The 20881-nt window shown below is 50.9% G+C and carries 20 protein-coding genes and 1 tRNA gene; 12 read left to right on the plus strand and 9 right to left on the minus strand.

Features of this window, described 5'->3' with window-relative positions:
* Positions 1-293 precede the first annotated feature (293 nt).
* Genes ACKU4E_RS00400 through ACKU4E_RS00410 form a run of 3 tightly spaced genes read left to right on the plus strand, consistent with a single transcriptional unit; the run spans position 294 to position 2864 of the window.
* A complete protein-coding gene (locus tag ACKU4E_RS00400; RefSeq protein WP_320169114.1) occupies positions 294-854 on the plus strand; it encodes an aminodeoxychorismate/anthranilate synthase component II in 561 nt (186 codons plus the stop codon).
* Positions 820-2103: an anthranilate synthase component I family protein gene (locus tag ACKU4E_RS00405; protein ID WP_320169115.1), complete on the plus strand. Its 1284-nt coding sequence runs from the start codon at positions 820-822 to the stop codon at positions 2101-2103. The genes ACKU4E_RS00400 and ACKU4E_RS00405 overlap by 35 nt, the downstream gene beginning before the upstream one ends.
* Positions 2100-2864, plus strand: a complete 765-nt coding sequence (locus ACKU4E_RS00410; RefSeq protein ID WP_320169116.1) for an aminotransferase class IV — start codon at positions 2100-2102, stop codon at positions 2862-2864. The genes ACKU4E_RS00405 and ACKU4E_RS00410 overlap by 4 nt, the downstream gene beginning before the upstream one ends.
* Positions 2865-3074: 210 nt before the next feature.
* Here the strand turns inward: ACKU4E_RS00410 and trpS are convergent, their stop codons facing one another.
* The 4 genes from trpS to ACKU4E_RS00430 form a co-directional block, all read right to left on the minus strand.
* Positions 3075-4070, minus strand: a complete 996-nt coding sequence (gene trpS / locus ACKU4E_RS00415; RefSeq protein WP_320169117.1) for a tryptophan--tRNA ligase — start codon at positions 4068-4070, stop codon at positions 3075-3077.
* Positions 4071-4092: 22 nt separating this feature from the next.
* Positions 4093-4731 (minus strand): site-2 protease family protein, encoded by a 639-nt coding sequence (locus ACKU4E_RS00420; protein ID WP_320169118.1) that lies wholly within the window; start codon positions 4729-4731, stop codon positions 4093-4095.
* Positions 4732-4765: 34 nt separating this feature from the next.
* Positions 4766-4842: transfer RNA gene (locus tag ACKU4E_RS00425), tRNA-Trp, on the minus strand.
* Between the two features lie 151 nt (positions 4843-4993).
* Complete coding sequence (locus ACKU4E_RS00430; protein ID WP_320169119.1) at positions 4994-5353, minus strand: response regulator; 360 nt, start codon at positions 5351-5353, stop codon at positions 4994-4996.
* A gap of 402 nt (positions 5354-5755) precedes the next feature.
* On the opposite strand from ACKU4E_RS00430, the gene ACKU4E_RS00435 reads away from it, so the two are divergent.
* From ACKU4E_RS00435 to ACKU4E_RS00445, 3 genes are read left to right on the plus strand one after another with little or no spacing between them, the layout of a single operon-like run.
* Complete coding sequence (locus ACKU4E_RS00435; protein WP_320169120.1) at positions 5756-5953, plus strand: hypothetical protein; 198 nt, start codon at positions 5756-5758, stop codon at positions 5951-5953.
* Positions 5954-5959: 6 nt separating this feature from the next.
* Entirely contained in the window at positions 5960-6883 is a 924-nt protein-coding gene (locus tag ACKU4E_RS00440) for an ATP-binding protein (RefSeq protein ID WP_320169121.1), read from the plus strand.
* Positions 6880-7899 carry a glycosyltransferase family 2 protein gene (locus tag ACKU4E_RS00445; RefSeq protein WP_320169122.1) on the plus strand — a complete coding sequence of 340 codons (1020 nt, stop codon included), beginning with the start codon at positions 6880-6882 and terminating at the stop codon, positions 7897-7899. Before ACKU4E_RS00440 ends, ACKU4E_RS00445 begins: the two co-directional genes overlap by 4 nt.
* A 56-nt stretch (positions 7900-7955) precedes the next feature.
* Here the strand turns inward: ACKU4E_RS00445 and ACKU4E_RS00450 are convergent, their stop codons facing one another.
* Genes ACKU4E_RS00450 through ACKU4E_RS00465 form a run of 4 tightly spaced genes read right to left on the minus strand, consistent with a single transcriptional unit; the run spans position 7956 to position 13011 of the window.
* A complete protein-coding gene (locus ACKU4E_RS00450) occupies positions 7956-8678 on the minus strand; it encodes a response regulator (protein WP_320169123.1) in 723 nt (240 codons plus the stop codon).
* Between the two features lie 23 nt (positions 8679-8701).
* Positions 8702-10738: an ATP-binding protein gene (locus ACKU4E_RS00455; RefSeq protein ID WP_320169124.1), complete on the minus strand. Its 2037-nt coding sequence runs from the start codon at positions 10736-10738 to the stop codon at positions 8702-8704.
* The gene (locus tag ACKU4E_RS00460) at positions 10735-11940 is read right to left on the minus strand and encodes an ABC transporter substrate-binding protein (protein WP_320169125.1); all 1206 of its coding nucleotides are present in this window, start codon (positions 11938-11940) and stop codon (positions 10735-10737) included. The genes ACKU4E_RS00455 and ACKU4E_RS00460 overlap by 4 nt, the downstream gene beginning before the upstream one ends.
* 9 nt (positions 11941-11949) lie before the next feature.
* Positions 11950-13011, minus strand: coding sequence for a hypothetical protein (locus ACKU4E_RS00465; RefSeq protein WP_320169126.1), 1062 nt, complete (start codon positions 13009-13011; stop codon positions 11950-11952).
* A gap of 232 nt (positions 13012-13243) precedes the next feature.
* On the opposite strand from ACKU4E_RS00465, the gene ACKU4E_RS00470 reads away from it, so the two are divergent.
* The 5 genes from ACKU4E_RS00470 (at position 13244) to ACKU4E_RS00490 (ending at position 19933) form a co-directional block, all read left to right on the plus strand.
* Complete coding sequence (locus tag ACKU4E_RS00470; protein WP_320169127.1) at positions 13244-13630, plus strand: response regulator; 387 nt, start codon at positions 13244-13246, stop codon at positions 13628-13630.
* Between the two features lie 119 nt (positions 13631-13749).
* A complete protein-coding gene (locus ACKU4E_RS00475; RefSeq protein WP_320169128.1) occupies positions 13750-15408 on the plus strand; it encodes an HD domain-containing phosphohydrolase in 1659 nt (552 codons plus the stop codon).
* 99 nt (positions 15409-15507) lie between these two features.
* Complete coding sequence (locus ACKU4E_RS00480) at positions 15508-16752, plus strand: ABC transporter substrate-binding protein (RefSeq protein WP_320169129.1); 1245 nt, start codon at positions 15508-15510, stop codon at positions 16750-16752.
* The gene (locus ACKU4E_RS00485) at positions 16749-19253 is read left to right on the plus strand and encodes an ATP-binding protein (protein ID WP_320169130.1); all 2505 of its coding nucleotides are present in this window, start codon (positions 16749-16751) and stop codon (positions 19251-19253) included. The genes ACKU4E_RS00480 and ACKU4E_RS00485 overlap by 4 nt, the downstream gene beginning before the upstream one ends.
* 14 nt (positions 19254-19267) lie before the next feature.
* Positions 19268-19933 (plus strand): putative molybdenum carrier protein, encoded by a 666-nt coding sequence (locus ACKU4E_RS00490; protein WP_320169131.1) that lies wholly within the window; start codon positions 19268-19270, stop codon positions 19931-19933.
* Positions 19934-19985: 52 nt separating this feature from the next.
* On the opposite strand, the gene ACKU4E_RS00495 is transcribed toward ACKU4E_RS00490, so the two are convergent.
* Positions 19986-20291, minus strand: a complete 306-nt coding sequence (locus ACKU4E_RS00495; protein WP_320169132.1) for an Hpt domain-containing protein — start codon at positions 20289-20291, stop codon at positions 19986-19988.
* 205 nt (positions 20292-20496) lie between these two features.
* On the opposite strand from ACKU4E_RS00495, the gene ACKU4E_RS00500 reads away from it, so the two are divergent.
* Positions 20497-20880 carry a metalloregulator ArsR/SmtB family transcription factor gene (locus tag ACKU4E_RS00500; protein ID WP_320169133.1) on the plus strand — a complete coding sequence of 128 codons (384 nt, stop codon included), beginning with the start codon at positions 20497-20499 and terminating at the stop codon, positions 20878-20880.
* Position 20881: the final 1 nt, after the last annotated feature.

Below are 20881 nucleotides of genomic sequence, written 5' to 3' on the forward strand. Positions count from 1 at the left end.
CAGTTCTCCTGAAATTTAAAATGAGGCTTCCGGCACGGCAGAAACAGTCAGTTTCGACCGAAGCGTCAGCAACCGGGATTCTATGCTTTAATTTGATTTTTTGCGGGGTTTCGCGGCCCCAGGCCGGATATTGCAATGACGTTTCAATATATGAAGTGGCGAAACGCACCGAATATATACAATTTAAGTTTCACAAGTGCAATAGTCATAGCTGTATGCCGGATATCATGCTTGTACTTCTTTTGCCGTTGAAGTACCCAAAGTTCTTCACAAACCCTGCTCAAAGGCTTGGCATGAACATTCTTCTCATCGACAATAACGACAGTTTCACCAACAACCTCAAACACCTGCTTGCGGTTACCATAGGCGGGGCCACCGTAGATATCTGCCCGTACGCGGAGGCTGCCGGTCAGGCTGATGTCTGCACCTCTTTCGGTCATTATGACCTGCTGGTAATTTCACCCGGTCCCGGAACCCCGGCGGACTATCCGGGATACGACAGGATTATCCGTTGCGGCAGGCCTGTGCTGGGCGTGTGTCTCGGCATGCAGATAATCAACGAGTTATGCGGCGGCAGAACTGATCGCCTTGCCGGATGTTTCCACGGCCGAGCCGAGAAAATCAGTTTCAACGGCCGAGAGCTTGCGGTTGCCCGTTACCATTCATTGTTCTGTGCCGAGGTGGGCAATGGGCTTAGTGTTATCGCCGCAACAGAAGAGGGAGTGCCCATGGCAGTGGTGCATGAGTCGCTGCCGTTGCTTGGCTATCAGTTTCATCCAGAATCTTTTTTAACGGAAGAACCCGGAGTGTTTATCCGCTATGCTCTTGAATTTTTCAAATCCCGTCAGCTTTGACGAGTTCCGGCAGATTGCCGCATATTTTGCTTCTGAACATGGGGCGGATGTCCTTCTTGGGGCTGAGGACCAGCCGGGCTCGGCTAAAAGCTACATCTGCATCGGGCCGCAGGATGAGCTTGTTCTGCAATTCGGCTGTCCTGCCAATGAGATCAGCGGGCAGATCAAGACCTTCGCGTTTGCGGACAGCCGCCCGACAATCGGATACGTCAGTTACGAATGCGGTATGGCTTTGCGCGGCGTGGAAATCAGCAAGAAACCAGACTATCCGTACGCGCACCTGAAGAAATACGCGGCGGTGCTGATGCATGACGCGGTCACTGGTTCTCTTGAGATTCTTTATGGGGATGAATACTTTTCCGGATTGAGTGGAGCTGCAACCGAATTCGCCGGTCGGCCGTATTCTGCCGAAGGCCCGGATTTCCACGGTGATTCATTACACTTTTCTCTGGACGGCCCGGCGTATATGAAAGGGGTTTCACAGACCCTTGAACATATTAGAAACGGGCTCACCTACCAACTTAATCTGACCACCGAATTTACATTTCCGGCAGGAAAGACTGATCCCGCAGAATGGTTTTTCGATCTGAACAGACGCTATCCCGCACCGTACTACGCCTTGCTGCGCAGCGGGGAACGGGTGATAATATCCACGTCACCGGAACTTTTTCTGCGGGTAGAAGACGGTGTAGTCACTTCCGAGCCGATCAAGGGCACCCTGAGTTTCGACAAATATTCCGAAGAGCTGGTGCAGAAGTTGACTTCATCGCCCAAGGAGGATGCGGAACTTTCCATGATCGTGGACCTTGTGCGCAACGATATTTCCGCAAACTGCAGGTGCGGATCGGTCAAGGTCGAGGATCACAAATCCGTTTTCGCAGTGGACAACATGCTGCAGATGTTCAGCCGTGTGCGCGGCGAACTGGAGCAGGGCAGGGATTGCGTGGACCTGTTTCTTGATGCCTTTCCGGGCGGCTCAATCACCGGGTGCCCGAAAAAGAGTTCCATGCAGTTGATAGATTCCCTTGAACCGCACTCGCGCGGAATCTATTGCGGCAGCATCGTGTTCATAAACGATCCTGCAAACATGGTCGCATCAATCGTCATAAGAACCGCGGTGCACGATCAGAAGGCGGGCAGGTTTACCTATTGGGCGGGGAGCGGAATCGTCATTGATTCCGACCCGGAGGCGGAGTATCTGGAAACACTGGCCAAGGCCGGAAAATTTTTGGACCCGGAGATGCGATGATTTATTACAGCAAGGGCAGGATTGAGGAAGGCGCGGCCTGTCTGGATATTTCACAACCCGCCTTTCGTTCGGGATACGGCTTTTTCGAAACAATCTGCTGGAACGGACATAAAATATGTCATCTGGACCTGCACATAGATCGAGTACGCCGTAGTCTGGCCGAGTTCAAGGTCGCTGAAGAGACTGTGGACTATGCGGAAGCCATTCTTGAAGTAATCGAAGCCAATTCACTTGCAGGTGTATTTTCCCGTATCAATGTCTTTTATCCGGTGGAAAACGGCAGAGCCTGCCCGATCATAACGGCAGTACCCTTTGAATTCTCTGCAGATCGCCGCTGGAAGCTCATCCCTTCAAAGGAAATATTCCTTTCCAACCTGATGCGCCACAAAACCATGAACAGAATCTTTTATCTTCAAGCATGGCAAACGGCAAAAGACAGCGGATTCGACGATGCTCTGCTAACAGATTTCGAATCCAATGTGTTGGAGTCTTCGGTGGCTTCATTGCTGTTCAGCAGGGCCGGAGAATATTATGAACCGGATACACCGTACAAACTGCCCGGAACGGCAAGGGATGTTGCTGCCGGAGTTCTTGAAATCAAGCCCACGGTAATCAATCTGGATTCAATAGAAAAATACGATCATGTCTACGCCCTGAATTCTCTTGGCGGCATGATCCCGGTTACGGCAATCGGAAAAGTCCGGTTCAAAGAAGACCGGGTAACCGCACGAAAATTGACCGCACATATTCTTGAATTTTAGTTAGTTTATTAGAGAGACAGCATTTGATGCGCTTCGCGCTTTTGATGGTTTGATTTCGTCTCCGACGGCCAAAGGGTCCGCGACCCTTTGGAATCCCTACAAGGGCGCGAAGCGATATGGAAAGGTTTTGAGGGGATGGGGTCCGGGGAAGGGGAACTTTTGCAAAAGTTCCCCTTCCCCGGCCGCCGGAGGCAAATATAAAGAAAGGGCTTAGTAGTTGAAGCCTATTTTTTCGCGTATTTCGGCCATGTTGCTTGCAGCTTTGGCACGTGCTTTGGCGGTGCCTTCGGCAAGTATCTGCCAGACTATATCGGGGTTTTCGTCCATTTTTCTGCGGCGTTCCTGCATGGGTTCAAGGAATTCGCCCATTTTTTCGGCCAGCAGTTTTTTGCAGTCCACGCAGCCCCAGGAGGCGTTTTTGCAGCCTTCTTCTATCTCCGCACACTTTTCAGCATCGGTAAGGAGCTTGTGGTAGGGGTAGAGGTTGCATATTTCAGGATTGCCCGGATCGGATTTCCTGAGTCTGTTTTGGTCGGTGAGCATGGACATGACTTTGGGGCGGACTTCTTCGATGGGTTCGCCGAGGAAAATGCCGTTGTTGTAGCTCTTGGACATTTTTCTGCCGTCCAGACCGGGAAGTTTTGCGTCTTCGGTGAGCATGGCCTGCGGTTCGGGGAAGTATTCGCCGTTGAGGAAATTGAAGCGGCGGGCTATTTCGCGGGCAAGTTCAAGATGCGGCAGCTGGTCCTGTCCTACCGGAACCATTGTCGGACGGTACATGAGGATGTCCGATGCCATGAGCACGGGGTAGCCAAGAAAGCCGTAGGTGTTCAGTTCCTTCTGGATGAGTTCCTGACGCAGTTCCTTGTATGTGGGGTTGCGTTCCAGCCATCCGAGCGGGGTGAGCATGGAAAGGATCAGGTGCAGTTCCGCATGTTCCTTTACCTGCGACTGGTGGAAGATTACGCATTTTTCCGGATCAAGTCCTGCCGCAACCCAGTCTTTGACCAGTTCCGGGACGAAGCCGCTTATTTTTCTCGGATCGGAGTATTCGCTGGTCATGGCGTGCCAGTCGGCAACGAAGAAATAGCATTCATGGTCTTCCTGGATTCTTACCCAGTTGACCAGTACTCCGAAATAGTGACCGAGGTGCAGACGTCCGGTGGGCCTCATGCCTGAAACGATGCGATTGTTTGTCTGTGTCATTTTAAACTGCGCTTTTTGATGATTAGAAAATCAGCAGGTTGTAGAAAAAACTGATTGCCGGAGAAATTGTTTTTCCAAGCAGTCCCAGCATGGCCAGGACAATTACTATTATGAATCCGTACCTGAAAGACATGAATTTATATGCTGTCTCACGGGGCAGAAATCCGGCGATTATTTTGCTGCCGTCAAGAGGAGGGATAGGCAAAAGATTGAAAAAACACAAGGCCAGATTAATTATGACACCGGCTTTGCTTATAATGGCGGTGGGTTCAAGAATTGTAAGGGTGGTTTCCGAATAACCCCGTATATCCAACCCCAGAAGTACGTTGAGAACAACCGCGAACATTATTGCCAGCAGCATGTTGGCGGCCGGGCCTGCAATGGATACAAGCATCATGTCCCGTTGGGGATTCTTGAAATATCTGGGATCGACCGGAACCGGTTTGGCCCACCCGATCATGCGGGTAAGGATCAGCGCAAGGGTTCCTAGCGGATCAAGATGGCGAAGGGGATTGAGTGTAAGGCGTCCGGCCATTTTGGCTGTGGGATCGCCGAGCAGATAGGCTGCGTATCCGTGGGCGGCTTCGTGACAGGTGATTGCCAGAAGGAACGGAACGGCAAGGATACTTATTTCTCTGATTGTACCGGCTATATCGAACATTGGTTCTGCGTGTACTCTATTTAGAAGTGATAAATGGCAGGCCAGGAGGGATTCGAACCCCCAGCATTCGGTTTTGGAGACCGACGTTCTAGCCGTTGGAACTACTGGCCTGCATTTATTGGCTTACGGCTTCTGTGCGCCAAAGCCAAGTGGGTGCTATCACGGGTAATCCTGCTTGGCAAGAAAAAAAGGAGCCTGTTGTGAACAGGCTCCGAAAATATCTGGATAACCGTTTAAAACCGACTGCCGTAAGTAAACAGTGTCAGCCCAGTGCCTCCTTGACCTTGGCTTTGAGTTCACTGAGATCAACCGACTTGACTACATAGTGGTCTGCGGCAATTGATTTCATGTCATGCTTGAAGCTGTCGTAGGCGGTGCTCAGGATTACGGGCAGGCTCTGGTCTTCCTGACGTATTTCCTGCAGCAGGTCCAGCCCGGACCGGTCGATGCCGAGTTTTATGTCCAGAATTACCAGATCAGGTTTTTCCCTGCCGATTACAGTCAGGATATCTTCCGATCCGTCTGAGGTTGCAACCCGGTAACCTCCGGCTTCAAGTTCTTCCCTGTACAGCATCCTTATATGTTTTTCATCGTCTACAACTAAAATTGTCTGCTGAGTCATATGCAACTCCTTGGAAGGCGTGATTCTCATTATTTATATTAGGGCAACAAGCAACTTCCGGTCAACATTTATAGGATTTTTTTTGATTCATTTTAATTGGTGAATAGTGTTTTTTTTCGTGAACTCCCTTTTAAATCCGCATGTTGTACTTACTGATGTTTTTCCTTGAACATGTCCGCCGCAGCCTTGTAAAAAAGGTATTGCCTGTTTATGTTTCAGCATAGCACAGAAATGCGGAATTTTCTTGTCATAATTGAAAAAAGTCAGGATTTATCTCTGATGCAGGGTAAATAGCTGATAAATATCCCTTCGCCGGAGTCTGAAAAGCTTGATGAAAGGAGTAGTACAGGCTACACCCTCTCTTTCCGGCATCCGGAAATATAAGAATCAAGGAGTCTGTTCATGGTAACCGTCAGACTTGAGCCGGAGGACAAGGTTATGGAGTTTCCTTCCATAAACACAGTCCTTCAGCTCCTTAATAAACTGGGGCTTCATCAGACCGATGCGCTGGTCATACGGGACGGCTGTCTGCTGACCCAGGACCTGCGTATTGCGAAAGGCGATGTTATAACCATAAGAAAAGTGATTTCAGTCGGGTAGGCAACGATGAAGTGCAAGGTATGCAAGGGCGAGGCGGTTGTCTCGCTGCCGAGCCATAATACGGCGTTCTGCAAGGAACATTTTTTAAGATTTTTCCTCAACCAGGTGGCTGTAGGTATCCGCAGGCGCAAGCTGCTGGAACCTGATGACCGGGTGCTGGTCGCTCTCTCCGGGGGAAAAGACTCTCTGGGGCTCATGTATGCTCTGGCGGAACTGGGCTATAATGTTACCGGTCTGCATGTGGACCTTGGTATTTCCGATTCCTCAAGGATGGCACGGGCTGTTGTGGAGGATTTCTGCAGCGAAAAGGGCTACCCCCTGCGGGTGGTCGAGCTGGAAAGGGAAGGCGTGCCCATGCCGCTTATCAAGAAGCACATCCGCCGTCCGATATGCTCCATCTGCGGTAAATTCAAGCGGCATTATTTCAACAAGGTCGCCTTGGAAGAAGGCTTCACAGCACTTGCCACCGGACACAATCTCGATGACGAGGTTGCCCGCCTTTTCGCCAATACCCTGCGTTGGGATCAGGCGTACCTGTCCGATCAGGGACCGCTGCTGCCTGCTGAAAACGGCTTTGCCAAGAAGGTCAAACCTTTGTTCCGGGTAAGCGAGTTTGAATCGGCCAACTTTTCCTTTCTGGCGGGAATTCCCTATCATCACCTGCCGTGCCCCTACAGTTCGGGAGCAAGCTTTACCGGCCATAAGCTGCTCTGGCGTGATCTGGAGCTGCGCAGTCCCGGCTCCAAAAGGGCCTTTTACAAAGGTTTTCTTGACCGCGGACGGCCTGCTTTCGCCGCCATCGCAGCCAGTGAAAAAGGTGATGCGGTCAAACCGTGCACCGAGTGCGGATGCCCCACTTCCGCCGGAGTCTGCAACGTCTGCCGGATAAAGGAGCAGTTGCGCAAGTCTCTGGAGGAAGAGGGGAAATGAGCACTCCCATGGTTTCCGTGACCATGCCCTGCTACAATTGCGAGGAGAGCGTGGCTGCTGCGGTCGAGAGTATCCTGGATCAGTCTTTCGAGGATCTGGAACTTGTGGCCGTGGATGACGGGTCCACGGATGCCACTGCGGATGTGCTTATGAAGTATGCGGCAGAAGACAGGCGCGTCAAGCCAGTTCTGCTTGAACATCAAGGGGTTGTCGGCGCCGCCAATGCCGCCATAGCCGCATCTTCCGGCCGGTATGTGGCCCGCATGGACGCTGATGATTTTTCCATGCCGGACCGCATCGCCGATCAGGTCCGCATGCTGGATGATAATCCCGAAGTCGGACTTACGGCATGCAGGGTTGGTTTCGGGGGCGATAGGGAACAGTGCGCCGGCTACGCCCATTATGTGGACTGGATAAATTCCCTTGTGGAGCCGGATGAAATATATCTGAACCGCTTTGTGGAATTTCCTTTCGCCAACCCGTCGATAATGATGCGCAGGGAACTGCTGTGTGAACACGGTATGTTTCGGGAAGGTGATTTCCCTGAGGATTACGAACTGGTGTTGCGTTGGCTGGAAGCCGGGGTGCGGATGCGCAAGGTGGATGAGGAACTGCTTGTGTGGAACGATCCGCCTGATAGGCTTTCACGCAACCATCCCAAGTACGATGTGGATGCGTTTTACCGCATCAAAAGCAGCTTTCTGTTCCGCTGGCTGAAGCATAATTTCGGAGCATGCCCTAAGGTCGGCATTATCGGGTCCGGGCGAACTTCCCGCAAGCGCTATGAAATACTGGAGGAAATGGGGACGGAAACGGCCTTCTATGTGGATGTGGACCCGCGCAAGGTCGGGCATGTCATTCATGGCTGCAGGGTGCTGCACCGGGATGAGCTTCCTTCTGCTGGCAGCGTTTTTCTGCTTTCATATGTGGCCAGCCGGGGAGCCAGAGACGAGATTTCCGAATTTCTGGAAGAACGCGGCTACTCCATGGGTCGTGACTATCTGCTTGTGTCCTAATCGATTTTAATCCTTACATATATTTATAGCTCTACCGTGACCTGCTACCGTTTTGTTTATTGCTGGGGCAGGGCGTTCCGGGCTTCCCCTTCCGTTGTATGAATGGCGGCCATCTGGCTTATGCCCATTGAATCGAGCACGGCGCGGAAATTGTCCGACAGCCCGGCTATGAATACGTTCAGTCCTTTTAAGCGGGCCTTTTCAACTGCGTTGTACAGGGAGTCCATTGCGGCTCCGTTTATGGATGCTTTTTCCTGAAAGACCAGCAGCAGGTTGTTCCGGGTTGTGGTCAGGGCCTCATCAAAGGTATCCTGCAGCAGCCCTTCGGACTTTGAAGTAAGGCTACCGGTGATTCTGATTACGGACAGGCCGTTTTCCTTCTGCAACGAAATGTCGTCTTTTTTTTTGTGGGCGAATTCACGGCGGTCCTGTGAAAGCTGCAGTGCTTTTTCCAGGTCCTCCCGTTTTACAGGCTTGTTAAGAAAGTCTGTGGCATCAAGGTTCAGGGCTTTGATGGCCAGATCCATGTCTCCGTGACCGGTTATTACGATGACTTCCGCGTCCGGGGACATTTCCTTGATCCTGCCCAGAACTTCCAGCCCGTCAATTCCGGGCATCTTGATGTCGGTCATGACCAGTTCCGGCTGTTCGGACCCGAACAGGTCGATACCGCTTTCTCCGTCCTCGGCAGTGATCACCTCGTGTCCGTAAGCGGTAAGCAGCATCTTGAACATGTTCAAAGTCGCTTTTTCATCGTCTATAACAAGTATTCTGCTCACAATGGCCCCTGTGTTTTATCTGTTTACGCCTGATCGTCACTTTCGTATTTTGCGGCTGGAAAAGCAATTATGAATGCCGCGCCGTGATCCTTTTCGCTGACTATTTTGATGCTTCCCTTATAGTCGCGGACAATGCCATAAGTTATGGCCAGCCCCAAACCCATGCCATATCCTACTTCTTTGGTACTGAAAAAAGGTTCGAATATCTTGTTGCGGACTTCATCCGTAATGCCGGCTCCGGTATCCGCGACCTTGATAACCACATAGTCTCCGTCCCGGTAGGTGCTCACCCGGATGAAGTCTTCACCCTCAACGTCCGATGATTCCCGTTTTTCGGTAATGGCATCGCGCGCATTGTTCACCAGGTTGAAGAAAACCTGCTGCAGACGGTTATCCTGAGCCACAATTCGCGGTAGATTTTCCGCCAGGTCCATTTCAAAGGTTATGTTCTGCAGTTCGAACTGGCGGGTCACCAGAGTAAGCACGCTACGCACTGGATCATTTATGTCCACTTTTTCCGTCTTCAGTCCGGACTTGCGGCCGAATGCCCTCAGGGCGCTTATGATTTCAGCGGCTCTGTCCACCTGTGCGCTTACTTCGCGGGCTACTTCCTGAAGCTGGGCCGCAGGCAGGTCCCGTCCCTGTTCGGCCATGAAGGCAAGGTATTCGCTGCCCATTTTTATGGCGTTAAGGGGCTGGTTTACCTCGTGCGCAACCCCGGCTGACATTTCGCCTAAAGATTTCATCTTTGCGGCCTGCACAAGCTGGGCGTCCTTTTCGATTATTTCCGTGATGTCGTTTACAGCCACAATGATCGAAGGCTTGCTTCTGTACGTTATGGGGCAGGCGTGCATATTGACATAAACCGGAACGCCGTTTTTTTTCAAATGCAGAATCTTGGGGTAGTAGATGCAGCCTGATGGCCCCCCGTATTCCTCGGCAAATGCGCTGATGCATTCCTTGTTCGATTCCGGGCCGAGTTTGAGGAATTTTTCACCGATCAGTTCATCCCTTGAGTATCCGTACAATTCCGTTACTCTGGGGTTTGCGTCTATTATCCTGAAATCGGCACAGGAAACGACCAGCACCGGGTCCGGCCCGCTGTCGAACAGGGATTTGTATTTTTCTTCCGATTCCCGAAGCCTGCGGCGGTATAGTTTTATGGACCAGACCATGTTGCGGAAACTGTCCGCCAGTTGTACCACTTCATCGCCTTTTCTCTTGGAATAGAAGTGGCAGTTCCTGCATTGCTGGAGTTTTTTGCCGCCTTCGATACCGTTGTCCTGCTGCTGGCTGGAGAGATCGAAATGCCAGCAGGGAAAATCCGTATCATGGTATGCCGGGCAACTGGATATGTCGCCCGGAGCTCCGTCTGCCAGATCATCAAGTGTGAAGTTGAAGTTTCCTTTTGAAAGTTCGTCCGAGAGCCGGGTAAGTCTGCTTACCGGTTTTGTTATGTATTCCGCCAGCCGGTGACTTATTATGAATATGATGATGACCACAAAGGATATGAATCCCAGAAAAGTGAAGCGCAGGGTCGAGACAAGCTGGTCGATGTGTATCTTGTTCAGTCCCACATGGACGGTACCGATGCGGTACAAGCCTTCCCGGATCGGGACCGCGATGTCATACGCGGATGTTGTCCCCAGATCGATCAGCCGCACGGATTTGTCCTGACCTTCCGGAATAGGGTTGGCAATGTCCAGATTTTCCGGAAACGGTTTTGTAAAGGTGTGGCAGAGCACCTTGCCGTCCTTGCCGAGTACGAAAATATAGGTGATCAGGTGCTGCCTTTCCCTGAGCTTGGCTTCCTCAAACGAGAGGCTGAGCAGTTTCGGGTAATTGCGGTCAAGGATGTATCCCGCACCGCGTTCCGCTATGGAGTAGGCGATGGCCACCCCGCGCAGTTCCAGCTCCTTGGTCAGGGATGAAACCAGAATCCAGCGGGCCAGAAGGGCTATTATGGCGCTGATGATCAGAATTACCCCTAGTGTGGAAAAGAAAATCTTGTTTTTGAGGCTCAGCCCGGAGAAACGGTCCGCAAGTTTCGTGGAGATCACTGACCGATCCTCCCTTTCAGGGCTTCCCAGTTCCTGATCAGTTCAAACCTGCCGTTCCGGTAACTGGTGAAGTAAACCTTGTCCATTCCCTGATGGTCCTGTTCTCCGTACGAAACCGTTATGCCCGGTGCAATTTCGTAATTGTCCATTGTTTCAACGGCGGTGATGAATTTTTCGCGGGTCAGGGCCCGTCCGCTGCGTCTCAGTCCCTCTACCATTATGCGGGCGTTGAAAAATCCTTCCAGTCCGACAAGGTTCGGGGTTTCGTCCGGATAATACTGTTTCATTAGCCTGATGTAGCTCGCCGCCTCCGAATGGGAAAGATCGTGGTCTTCGCTGAACGGAGGTACAACCTGTGACATGATGACAGTCGAATTGTCGTTTCCGAGGTCCTGGGCAAACTGGCGGGCGCCTATGAATGAGACCGTGTAAAAGACGGGGTGCATTCCTTCGCTGTTCAGGGATTTCAGAAACTTGATGCATGGCCCGCTGGTGCCGATCATGAAGACAGCCTGTGCCCCGGAGTTTCTGATTCTCTGGACCCCCTCCTGAACTTCAAGTGAACCTCTGGTGTATGATCCACGGGCAACAGGTTCCAGCCCGAATTCCTTCAAGGCCAGTTCGGTGCCGGTAAGACCGTCGAATCCGAAAGCGTCATACTGATAGAAAACCGCGATGCGGGTTATGTTCAGGTCCTTGACCATATGCCGCACTGCTTCCCGGGTTTCCTGATAGTATGAAGGACGGATGTTGATTACATACCTGTTGAAAGGCTTGCGCAGGGCGTTTGCACCGGTGAACATGCCGAGCAGGGGAATGCCGGCGTCTTCCACCAGCGGCAGGATCTTAACTGTGGTCGGAGTCCCCACGTAGCAGAACAGGGCGAAAATCTTGTCGGCGATGATCAGTTTCTGCGTGTTTATCAGGCATTGCGGCGGATCGTAGGAATCATCGTAGGCTACCACTTCTATCTTTCTGCCATGGACTCCGCCCTGATCGTTGACGTGATTGATGTAGGCGAGTGCTCCGTGGAGGGTCTGCGTTCCCAGGTAACTGGCATGACCTTTAAGGGCCAGACACGACCCGAGAACTATCCGGTCGGAGTATACTCCGGGATTTTTTTCTTCGTGCATTTTGACTGTGACTGATCTTTCGCATGCGGCAAGAAGCAGCAGGGCAGTCAGAAGCAGAATCTTTTTCATCGGCAACCTTTATTCCGGATTGGCCAGGTTCATGGCCATGACCGCCTGTCCCTTGAAAAGGGTGCTGCGCTTGCGCGGCGGTATTTTCAGACTGCGCAGAAACTGAAAGCTCATACGGGTCAGCCCGAGTCCGGCTGTCCTTGCGGCCCTGACTTCGGCATAAATGAGGTGCGGCTGGAAAGTTCTGCGGGCAGGCATGTATATGAGCATGCAGATGATTACCCTGTCGTTGCGTGAAATTGAATTTATTCCTTCCCGAACGGACCCTATGAGTGCCAGTCCGCCCTTGGAAATGTCCACCACATGGGGTTTGTTGGAACGGGGAGGCAGGTCCTTGCGGTTGTCTATCAATATATCCGCTTCAGCATTGTCCAGAATGTCATCCACATCATAATCATCATGCTCAACGCGCCATATCTTTATCTTGATGAACCGCTGATCCGAAACCTTTCTGCGGGCGAAAACTCTGCGGCGGATGAATCCGAAGGAGGATGTTCTGGTTATAACTGCGCCTCTGTCTTCTGTGCAGCTTTTTATATTTCCGACAAATGCGTTAACCTTTTTGGAGCCGAGCGCCATTTCATCAAAAATGCATTTTACCTTTTCGCCGGGAGTAAGCAGTTCCGGGGTAACCATATCCTTGAAGGATACAACAACGTCTATTCCTTCCGTCCCGCTCACCGTAGCAATAGCAGCCAGAGTCCTCTGTCCCGACCTTTCTCCCAGAATATCCGTCTTGGCCCCGGTCATGACCAGTCTGTCCAGAATATCCCGGTCAGTCGTTCCTCTCCACTGTCTGCTGGGTTCATTTTTGTCCTCGGACTGCTCTTCCTCTTGTTGCTCGGTCTTTTTTTTAAGTTTATCGGCAAGCTCGTAAAATTTTACCTGCAGATAGGCTTTTGCGAGCATGATCAGACCGTATTTTCTTATATAATATCTGGCTATCAGACATACTACGCCGAGAAGAATAAGCGAAAAGAAGATCTTTACGGGCTGCGGAAGGGGAGGCAATCCGTAAAATGTGTTCTGTATGGTTCCAAGAAACCGTGAGTCTACTTTCGCCTGAATCATATTAAATGTATTTTTTTATTCTGTTCGCGCAGGTTTCAGACCCGAAGTCTTCGGTCCTGTTTCGTTACATTCGGCAAATGTAAAAAAAGGCTTCCGATCCTTCTGCTAATGCCCTGATCTTAATAATCAACGGACATTTATTCAATTAATTTGTTTTTCCGTAAGCTACCTCTTGCCGAGTTTGATTACAATATGTAAATATGGTCACAGTTTGGCAACAAAAGGAGAGAACATGCCCGGAAAAATTCTAGTTGTGGATGACGAAGTTCACATCAGGATGCTTCTTGAACAGACTCTGGAGGAGCTGGAGGATGATTATGGTGTGGAACTTCTGACCGCTGAAAACGGTGAAGAAGGTCTCGACTGTATCCGAGAAGAGTGTCCTGAACTTGTTTTTCTGGATATAATGATGCCTTATATGAACGGGTATGAAGTGTGCCAGGCTGTCCGGGAGGATGAAAGGCTGGCCGAGGTCAAAATAATTCTGCTGACAGCGAAGGGGCAGGAGGTCGATAGAAAACACGGGCTTGAGCTGGGTGCTGAAAGGTATATGACCAAACCTTTCGATCCGGACGAGATTCTTGACGTTGCCAAATCCATACTCAAACTCGAAGATTGATCATACAGCCGATGAACGAGGGCATTAAGCCGGAGATCCGGCTGAAAAAAATAATAAAACCCAAGAAGCTGAAGGGTTTTTTCCAAAAAGCCGCGCCGCTGCTGCCAGCGGGTGCGGTTTTGTGCGTCTATATAGACGCACAGCTTCTGTTCAGCTTCGGTCCGCACAGTGAAAAAGTTTCGGCACAGATCCTTGTGCCGGTAAAGAACCCCTCAGACGAGGATATGTCCATCGGGGTCTATGTTGACGAGCCGGATGAAATATCCGCTGCAGAAGCCGAGCGTTTCAAGGCTGTTCTGGAAATGCTGGCCTTTTCTATCTCCAATTATATAGAGTCCGAATCAGCGCGCAAACGCATCGGCGAGGAGACTCTTGCCAAGTACAGGGAGCTGGCGCTGCTGCACCGTTCCATTGTGGAACTGAACAATTCCCTGCGCCTGAAAGATGTTATCCGGGCCCTTTCCAACGAATGCCGCAATTCGTCTCTGCCTGCGGAAATGGGTGTAATCTATCTGCCTGAGGAAGGCGGGTTCAGCGTATTTGACAGCTTCGGTTTTTTTGAAGAAGGGCTGTTCAAGCTGCTGGTCAAGAATTCTCTGTTTGAAGATGTCATATCCAGCCTGCGCGGGGAGATAATTAACGATGTGACTCAGGACTCCCGTTGCGGTTATGGACTGCCGGAGAATGTCCGCTCCCTGCTCATAATGCCCATTCCCTCTCCAAGCGTCTGCGAGGGAGTTCTCATCCTGCTTTCTCCGTGTGTAAACGCTTTCAATGCAGCCCATCTCAAGCATGTTTCCACTCTGGCATCCGTCGCCGGAATTTCCATCAGCAATGCGTATAATTTCGAATCAATCAGGGTTCTGATGGATGCGCTGCTCAAGGCCCTGGCCGAGGCTATTGATGCCAGAGACCCTTTTACGGCCGGTCATTCGGACAGGGTTGCCCATCTGGCTGTATCGTTTGCCAGTCAGGTTTCCATGAGCAACGGTCCGTTTGCAGGTGTAACCTTCAGCGATGAACAGCTGCGCGAAATTTTTTACTCCGGCATCCTTCACGACATCGGCAAGATCGGAATCAAGGAAGAGGTTCTTACCAAGAAAACCAGACTGCCGAAATCAATGCTTGATGTAATCGGAATGCGCTTGAAACTTTTCGGAATCCACCACAAGCAGGAATGGGAAGAGAATTACAAGAGGATCAAAAAAATCAATATATCTCTCTGTCCGGCCCAGGATGATCTTGAATTCGTGGACCATATGAGCAATCTGGAATTCAAGGTAAACGGCTCTACAGTGCATATGATTCAGCCGGATGAACGCAAATGCCTGCTGGTTAAAAAGGGCAACCTGACTTCCGAAGAGCGGATGGAGATAGAACGGCATCCGGAAGAAAGCCAGCGCATACTGGAGCACATTCCCTTTCAGGACGATCTTTCGCAATTGCTGACCATTATCGGACAGCATCATGAGAGGTTGGACGGGTCGGGATATCCCCGTGGAATAAAAGGTGATGAAATACTGATCCAGAGCCGCATTCTGGCAATCGTCGACATCTACGATGCCATTACGCAGGAAAGACACTATAAACCTGCCACCCCGCAATCCAAGGCCCTTGAAATTTTATCATGGGAAGCGGATGAAGGTAAGCTGGATAAGGACCTGGTCAGCCTGTTCATTGAAAATATTTCGGAAATAGAAAGCGGGGCGGACTCCATTGATCTTGACCGCCCGGTATCGCCGAGGTTCTGCAAGATTCCTCGGAGTAATTTGAACTAGCCGGGAAGATACCGGATATTTGCCGGCGGACGGGGTTTTTCAGCCCCATTCATCCGGGGAGACCGTCATTTTCGGCTGCAAACCCCCGGGGTTTCCGGTATGTATCTGGTTCGTCTGAATATTCTGGCCTGGATGTGTCTTTTTTTTCTTCAGCTCTGCCTGCCTGCACAGGCTGAAAACAGTAAAAATTTCATACTGGGCATGTCCGCCGCGTTTACCGGGCCGAGCAAGGGACTGGGAATAGAGCTCTACCGGGGATCGCAGGCATATTTCGATAAGATCAATGCTCAGGGCGGGGTCAACGGCCATAAGATAATTATTCAGTATTATGATGACGGGTACAACCCGCTTCCGGCCATCCGCAACACCATAAAACTGGTTGAACAGGATGACGTAACCTGTCTGTTCAATTACGTGGGTACTCCCACAGTCACCCGCGTCCTCCCGGTCATCAAGCATTTCAATTCCAGAAAATCAGTCTGCCTGTACTTCCCGTTTACCGGGGCGCAGCCTCAGCGCGAGTTTCCCTATGAGGAATTCGTTTTCAACCTGCGTGCTTCCTATCGTCAGGAAACATGGGGGCTTGTCCATAACCTGTACATGGTCGGGCGTAACCGCATTGCCGTTCTGTATCAGGCGGACGCGTACGGCCGCAGCGGCTGGGACGGTGTGCGCAAGGCTCTTTCCGAAAAGGGGCTGAAGCTGGCCGGTGAGGCAACATACAGGCGCGGAACGTCTTTTGCCGATTCCATGAAGGAACAGGTCGAGATTCTTGCCACGGCGCAGCCGGACGCGATTATAGCCATCGGTGCCTATGAAGCCTGTGCTGCGTTTATCCGGGATGCACGGGACAAGGGTCTTGATGTGCCCATCTGCAACCTTTCTTTTGTAGGCAGTGAGAATATGCTCAAGCTGCTGCTGCGCGAAGAAAAAAAGACCGGGCATAGCTATACCGGAAATCTGATCAACACCCAGACAGTTCCCAGCTACGAGGACACAACCCTGCCTGCCGTTGTGGAGTATCGTAAGGCAATGACCGAGAATCCGCCTGCGCCCCCTGAGGGATTTGGAAAAGATTACGATCCGCTCAAATTCAGTTTTATCAGCTTTGAAGGATTTTTGAACGCCAAGGTTATGACCGAAATCCTGAAAAGACTGTGTCTGCACCAGTACAACGGCAATATTTATGCGGCCACTCTGTCGGTACGCAAGCTGGATATAGGTGTTGGCACTGAAGTCAGTTTCGGACGGGGAAAGCATCAGGGACTTGACGAAGTCTACTACATGACAGTCTCGGACGGTAAATTCGTCCCCATGAGTGACTGGAGCAGGTGGAGCAAATGACGATCAAAATGCGCATGTCCAAGATTTTTCAGAAAACCATGCTTCTGAACTTTATTTTGTTCGGGGTCATTTCGTGTTCCATGTCGCTTATGTCGGCACTTACCCTGTACAACCACATGGTTGACGAATACATCAGCAAGGGAAAGGCTATTGCCGGAAGTATCGCCAGTTCCAGCGTTGAGATTCTCCTGAACCGGGATTCCTCAACTCTGCAGGCCATGATCGATCAGTTCAGGGACAGTGATGGGGCTGCCTATGTGTACGTTCAGGATTCCAACGGAGATATCATCTGTCATACCTTTGTGCCCCGTGTGCCTGCAATTCTGGAAACCGGAAATATCCATCCCGAGGACACGGCCATAAGGCAGCTTGAGATTCCGGGATTCGGAAGTGTAATCGATATCACCAAACCCATACTTGCCGGGATGGCCGGCTACGTTCATGTGGGAATGGATAAGGATATAATCAACAAGTATGTCTGGATAGCAATTGCCAAATTACAGGTGGTGATGTTTTTCATTTTCTGGGGCAGTGTTTTCATCCTTTACCTGATGGTCAAGAAAATATCCGAACCGCTCTACGATCTGACCGAGTACGCAAAGAAGCTTTCTGCCCACGATTTCACTGCCGATATAGAGATTTCCTCAAATGATGAAATCGGGCTGCTGGCCGGAACCATGAAGAACATGGCCGAAGAACTGACCACCCTTATTGCCGGTCTTGAGCGCGCTGTGAGCAATGCTACCGGAGAATTGCAGGACACGCTTACCTATATGGAAGTTATTATCGATAATCTGGCTGACGGATTGCTGGTTGTCGATGCCAAGGGCAGGATCACTCTTACCAACCCGGCTTTGTCGGACCTGTTCGGTCTGTCCGGACAGGAGCTCAAGGGGAAGGATATAAAGAATTTCTTTTCCGAGGAAATGAATGATCTGTACAGGCTGGTGCGCAGCTGCGAGCATGAGATATACTCATCCGAAATTGCTTTGCAGGGGCGCCGCACGGTAAAGGCCGTGGCAACACCCATCCACAAATGGGAGTCCGAAGACAGCTTCAATATATGTCTTGGGGCTGTAATTCTTGTGCGCGACATAACTTATGAAAAGGAAGTGGATAATCTCAAGACGGATTTTATTTCCACTGTTTCACACGAGTTGCGGACCCCGATGACCTCCATTCTTGGGTTTGCCAAGATCATCAGAAAAAAACTTGAAAAAAATGTTTTCCCCCTTTGCGAAGCCCCGGACCAGAAGACCCGGCGGGCCGTAGATCAGGTTCGTGACAATATCGGGATAATTGTTTCCGAAGGCCAGCGGCTGACCGATCTTATCAACGATGTGCTTGATATCGCCAAGATGGAGTCCGGCAAAATAGACTGGAAGAAAGGACCGGTCGAAATGGGCGAACTCATAGCAACATCTATACAGACCACAACACCGCTATGGCAGCCCAAGGGAATTGAAATGGCTGTTGATATGGAGGAAGGTTTTCCGACAATCAGCGGCGACAGGGACAGAATTCTGCAGGTGCTGGTCAACCTTATTTCCAACGCAGTAAAATTTACGGAATCGGGAACCATCACCTGCACTGCGAGGGCCCATGAAAATGAAGTCCTGATCAGCGTAAGTGATACCGGGTCCGGTATTTCTCCCGAGGACCAGAAGAAAATATTCGAACGTTTTAAACAGGCGGGGGATACTCTTACCGGAAAGCCCAAGGGAACCGGACTGGGGCTGCCGATCTGCAAACAGATCGTTGAGCACCATATGGGGCGTATCTGGGTGGACAGTAAGCTTGGTGAGGGCAGTTCCTTTCATTTCACTCTGGCTGCGGATTCCCCCGGTGAACCGGCTCCGGCTCAGGTTGCTGTAGCCCGGCAGGATCGCAGCATTTCTAAGCCCGGCAGTCCCGACAGCCCCCTTATCATGGTCGCTGATGATGATCCTGCTCTTAACGAGTTTCTTTCCCAGGTGCTGGAGGAAGAAGGATATAGAGTTCTCACTGTTCTGGACGGACAGGAAGCCGTTGAGACGGCCAAACTCCGCATGCCGCAGCTGATAACCATGGACCTGAAAATGCCGATCATGAACGGGGATCAGGCCATCAGAGCACTGCGCAGCGATCCTTCCACCCGCCACATTCCGGTAATTGTGATCAGTGCTCTAGCGGAGGGCCAGAAAGCCGGTGGAGATGCCGCGCTGATAAAGCCCATCGACGAGAAGAGGCTGGTGGAAACGATTCACGGCCTTCTGCAGGAAGATCTTATTATGAGTGATCCCTGCATGGTTCTTGGACAGGAGGAGACAAATCCGGTGGAAAGCCTGCTGGTCATATGTCCGGGCAAGATCAATTATTGTCCGCCTGCGGAATTGTGGACCAGGGTTTCTTCCGGTTTCAAGGGCACAATTTTCATTACTGCGGAACTCAGTTCCGGGCTGGACCTGAACCGGTTGTCACAAACTCCTGATGTACAGATTGTTATTTTACCAGAAAACTGATAGAAGTTCTTCTCATGGAAGACGCAGCCAGATACGGAGTCGGTAGATTCAGGTCCTGTGAAAAATGCATGTGGACCGGACCGCTTGATACTTTTGAAGTGATTCCGGCACTTATTTCCAGCATGGATGTTGTACGGTGTCCCAATTGCGGGTCAACGCAGGACTGCCGTGAACGAGTGTTCGCACAGGCCGACACCCTGCTTCCGGAAGGGTTTACCATAGTTTCCGGCGGGCAGACCGGTGTGGATCGCGGAGCTCTGGACGCGGCCATAGCCTTGGGTATTCCGCATCGTGGCTGGTGCCCGGCCGGAAGGAAGGCCGAGGACGGAGTTATCCCTGCCTGCTACAATATGCAGGAAATGGACGATCCCCACTACTGGAAGCGCACCGGGCAGAATGTTTTGGATTCAGATGGAACACTGGTTTTTCCCGGAAACTGCAAATCAAAGGGAACGGAACTTACTATACGGCTGGCTAAGCAGCACGGAAGGCCGGTAGCAGTTGTTGATCCTGATTCCGGGTGTGCCGCTGAAACCGTAGCGGCCTGGATAGGGGCCGCGAAAATAAGAGTGCTTAACGTTGCCGGTCCACGGGAAAGCGGGTGTCCGGGTATATCTGCACGCACCAGAAAATTTCTGATCAGCCTGTTCTCCGAGATGAAAAAAGAAGGCTGTGATTAGCCGGTTGGCGTATGCCGGGAAGATCAAGTCGTATAGTCAGGCTGTGCGAAAATCAGTCTGTCTGAAAAACAACCTCATTTAACATTTCTTCCAATTCCGCACATATCTTTTGCAATTCTTTTGCGTCTTTCTGCTCCGTAGCATTGCGGACCAGAATCATTTTTTCAGCATACTGCGTATAGCCGAAGGTCAAAGCCGCCCCGCGTGATGAATGAGCGCATTCCCGGACCTCGGTAAAATCATCCTCCAGAAGTGAAAGTTTCATTTTATCCAGATCCTTCCAGAGTGATTTCATGAGCACCGGGGCAAGATCAATCAGGTCTGAAGCTATTATTACAGCCTTTTTTCTGTCTTCCAAAAAAATATCTCCCTATACGCTGACCACACAGTGCGTGATCTTTTTTATACCAACTCACTTTAGTTAAAATAAAAGAGTACTGTCACGGAATTATTTATTTGCATTTTCGCAACGGTCGGTTTTCCCCAGTCTGAAGGGGCTTGACTTCCTCATTCTTCAGTTTAATATATGAACAGTTGTTCATATATAAACATGTGAGGTCGGTATGACTGTTGAGGCAGCCTGTTGTGACGGGCACAATCCCGATTTTGATTCTGTCGGGGCGGTAAGGAAAGAATGCTGCCCGAAAGAGATGCTGGAGGAACTTGCGGCTGTATTCAAGCTGATGGGTGATCCGGTGCGGATAACCATATTACACGCGCTTTCCATAAGAGAGTTGTGTGTATGCGATCTGGCCGAGATTCTCGGCATGAGCCACTCGGCAGTCTCCCACCAGCTAAGACTGCTGCGGACCGCAAGAATGGTCCGGTATGAAAAGTCCGGCCGCAGGGCCATATACCGCCTCAGCGACAGTCATGTTGAAACCATAATGCGGACGGCACTTGATCACATGCAGGGATCGGGTTGTCCGCCGGAAAAGGAAGATTAAG

It is taken from the genome of Maridesulfovibrio sp. (assembly GCF_963677005.1).
In the GTDB taxonomy this organism is placed as follows: domain Bacteria; phylum Desulfobacterota; class Desulfovibrionia; order Desulfovibrionales; family Desulfovibrionaceae; genus Maridesulfovibrio.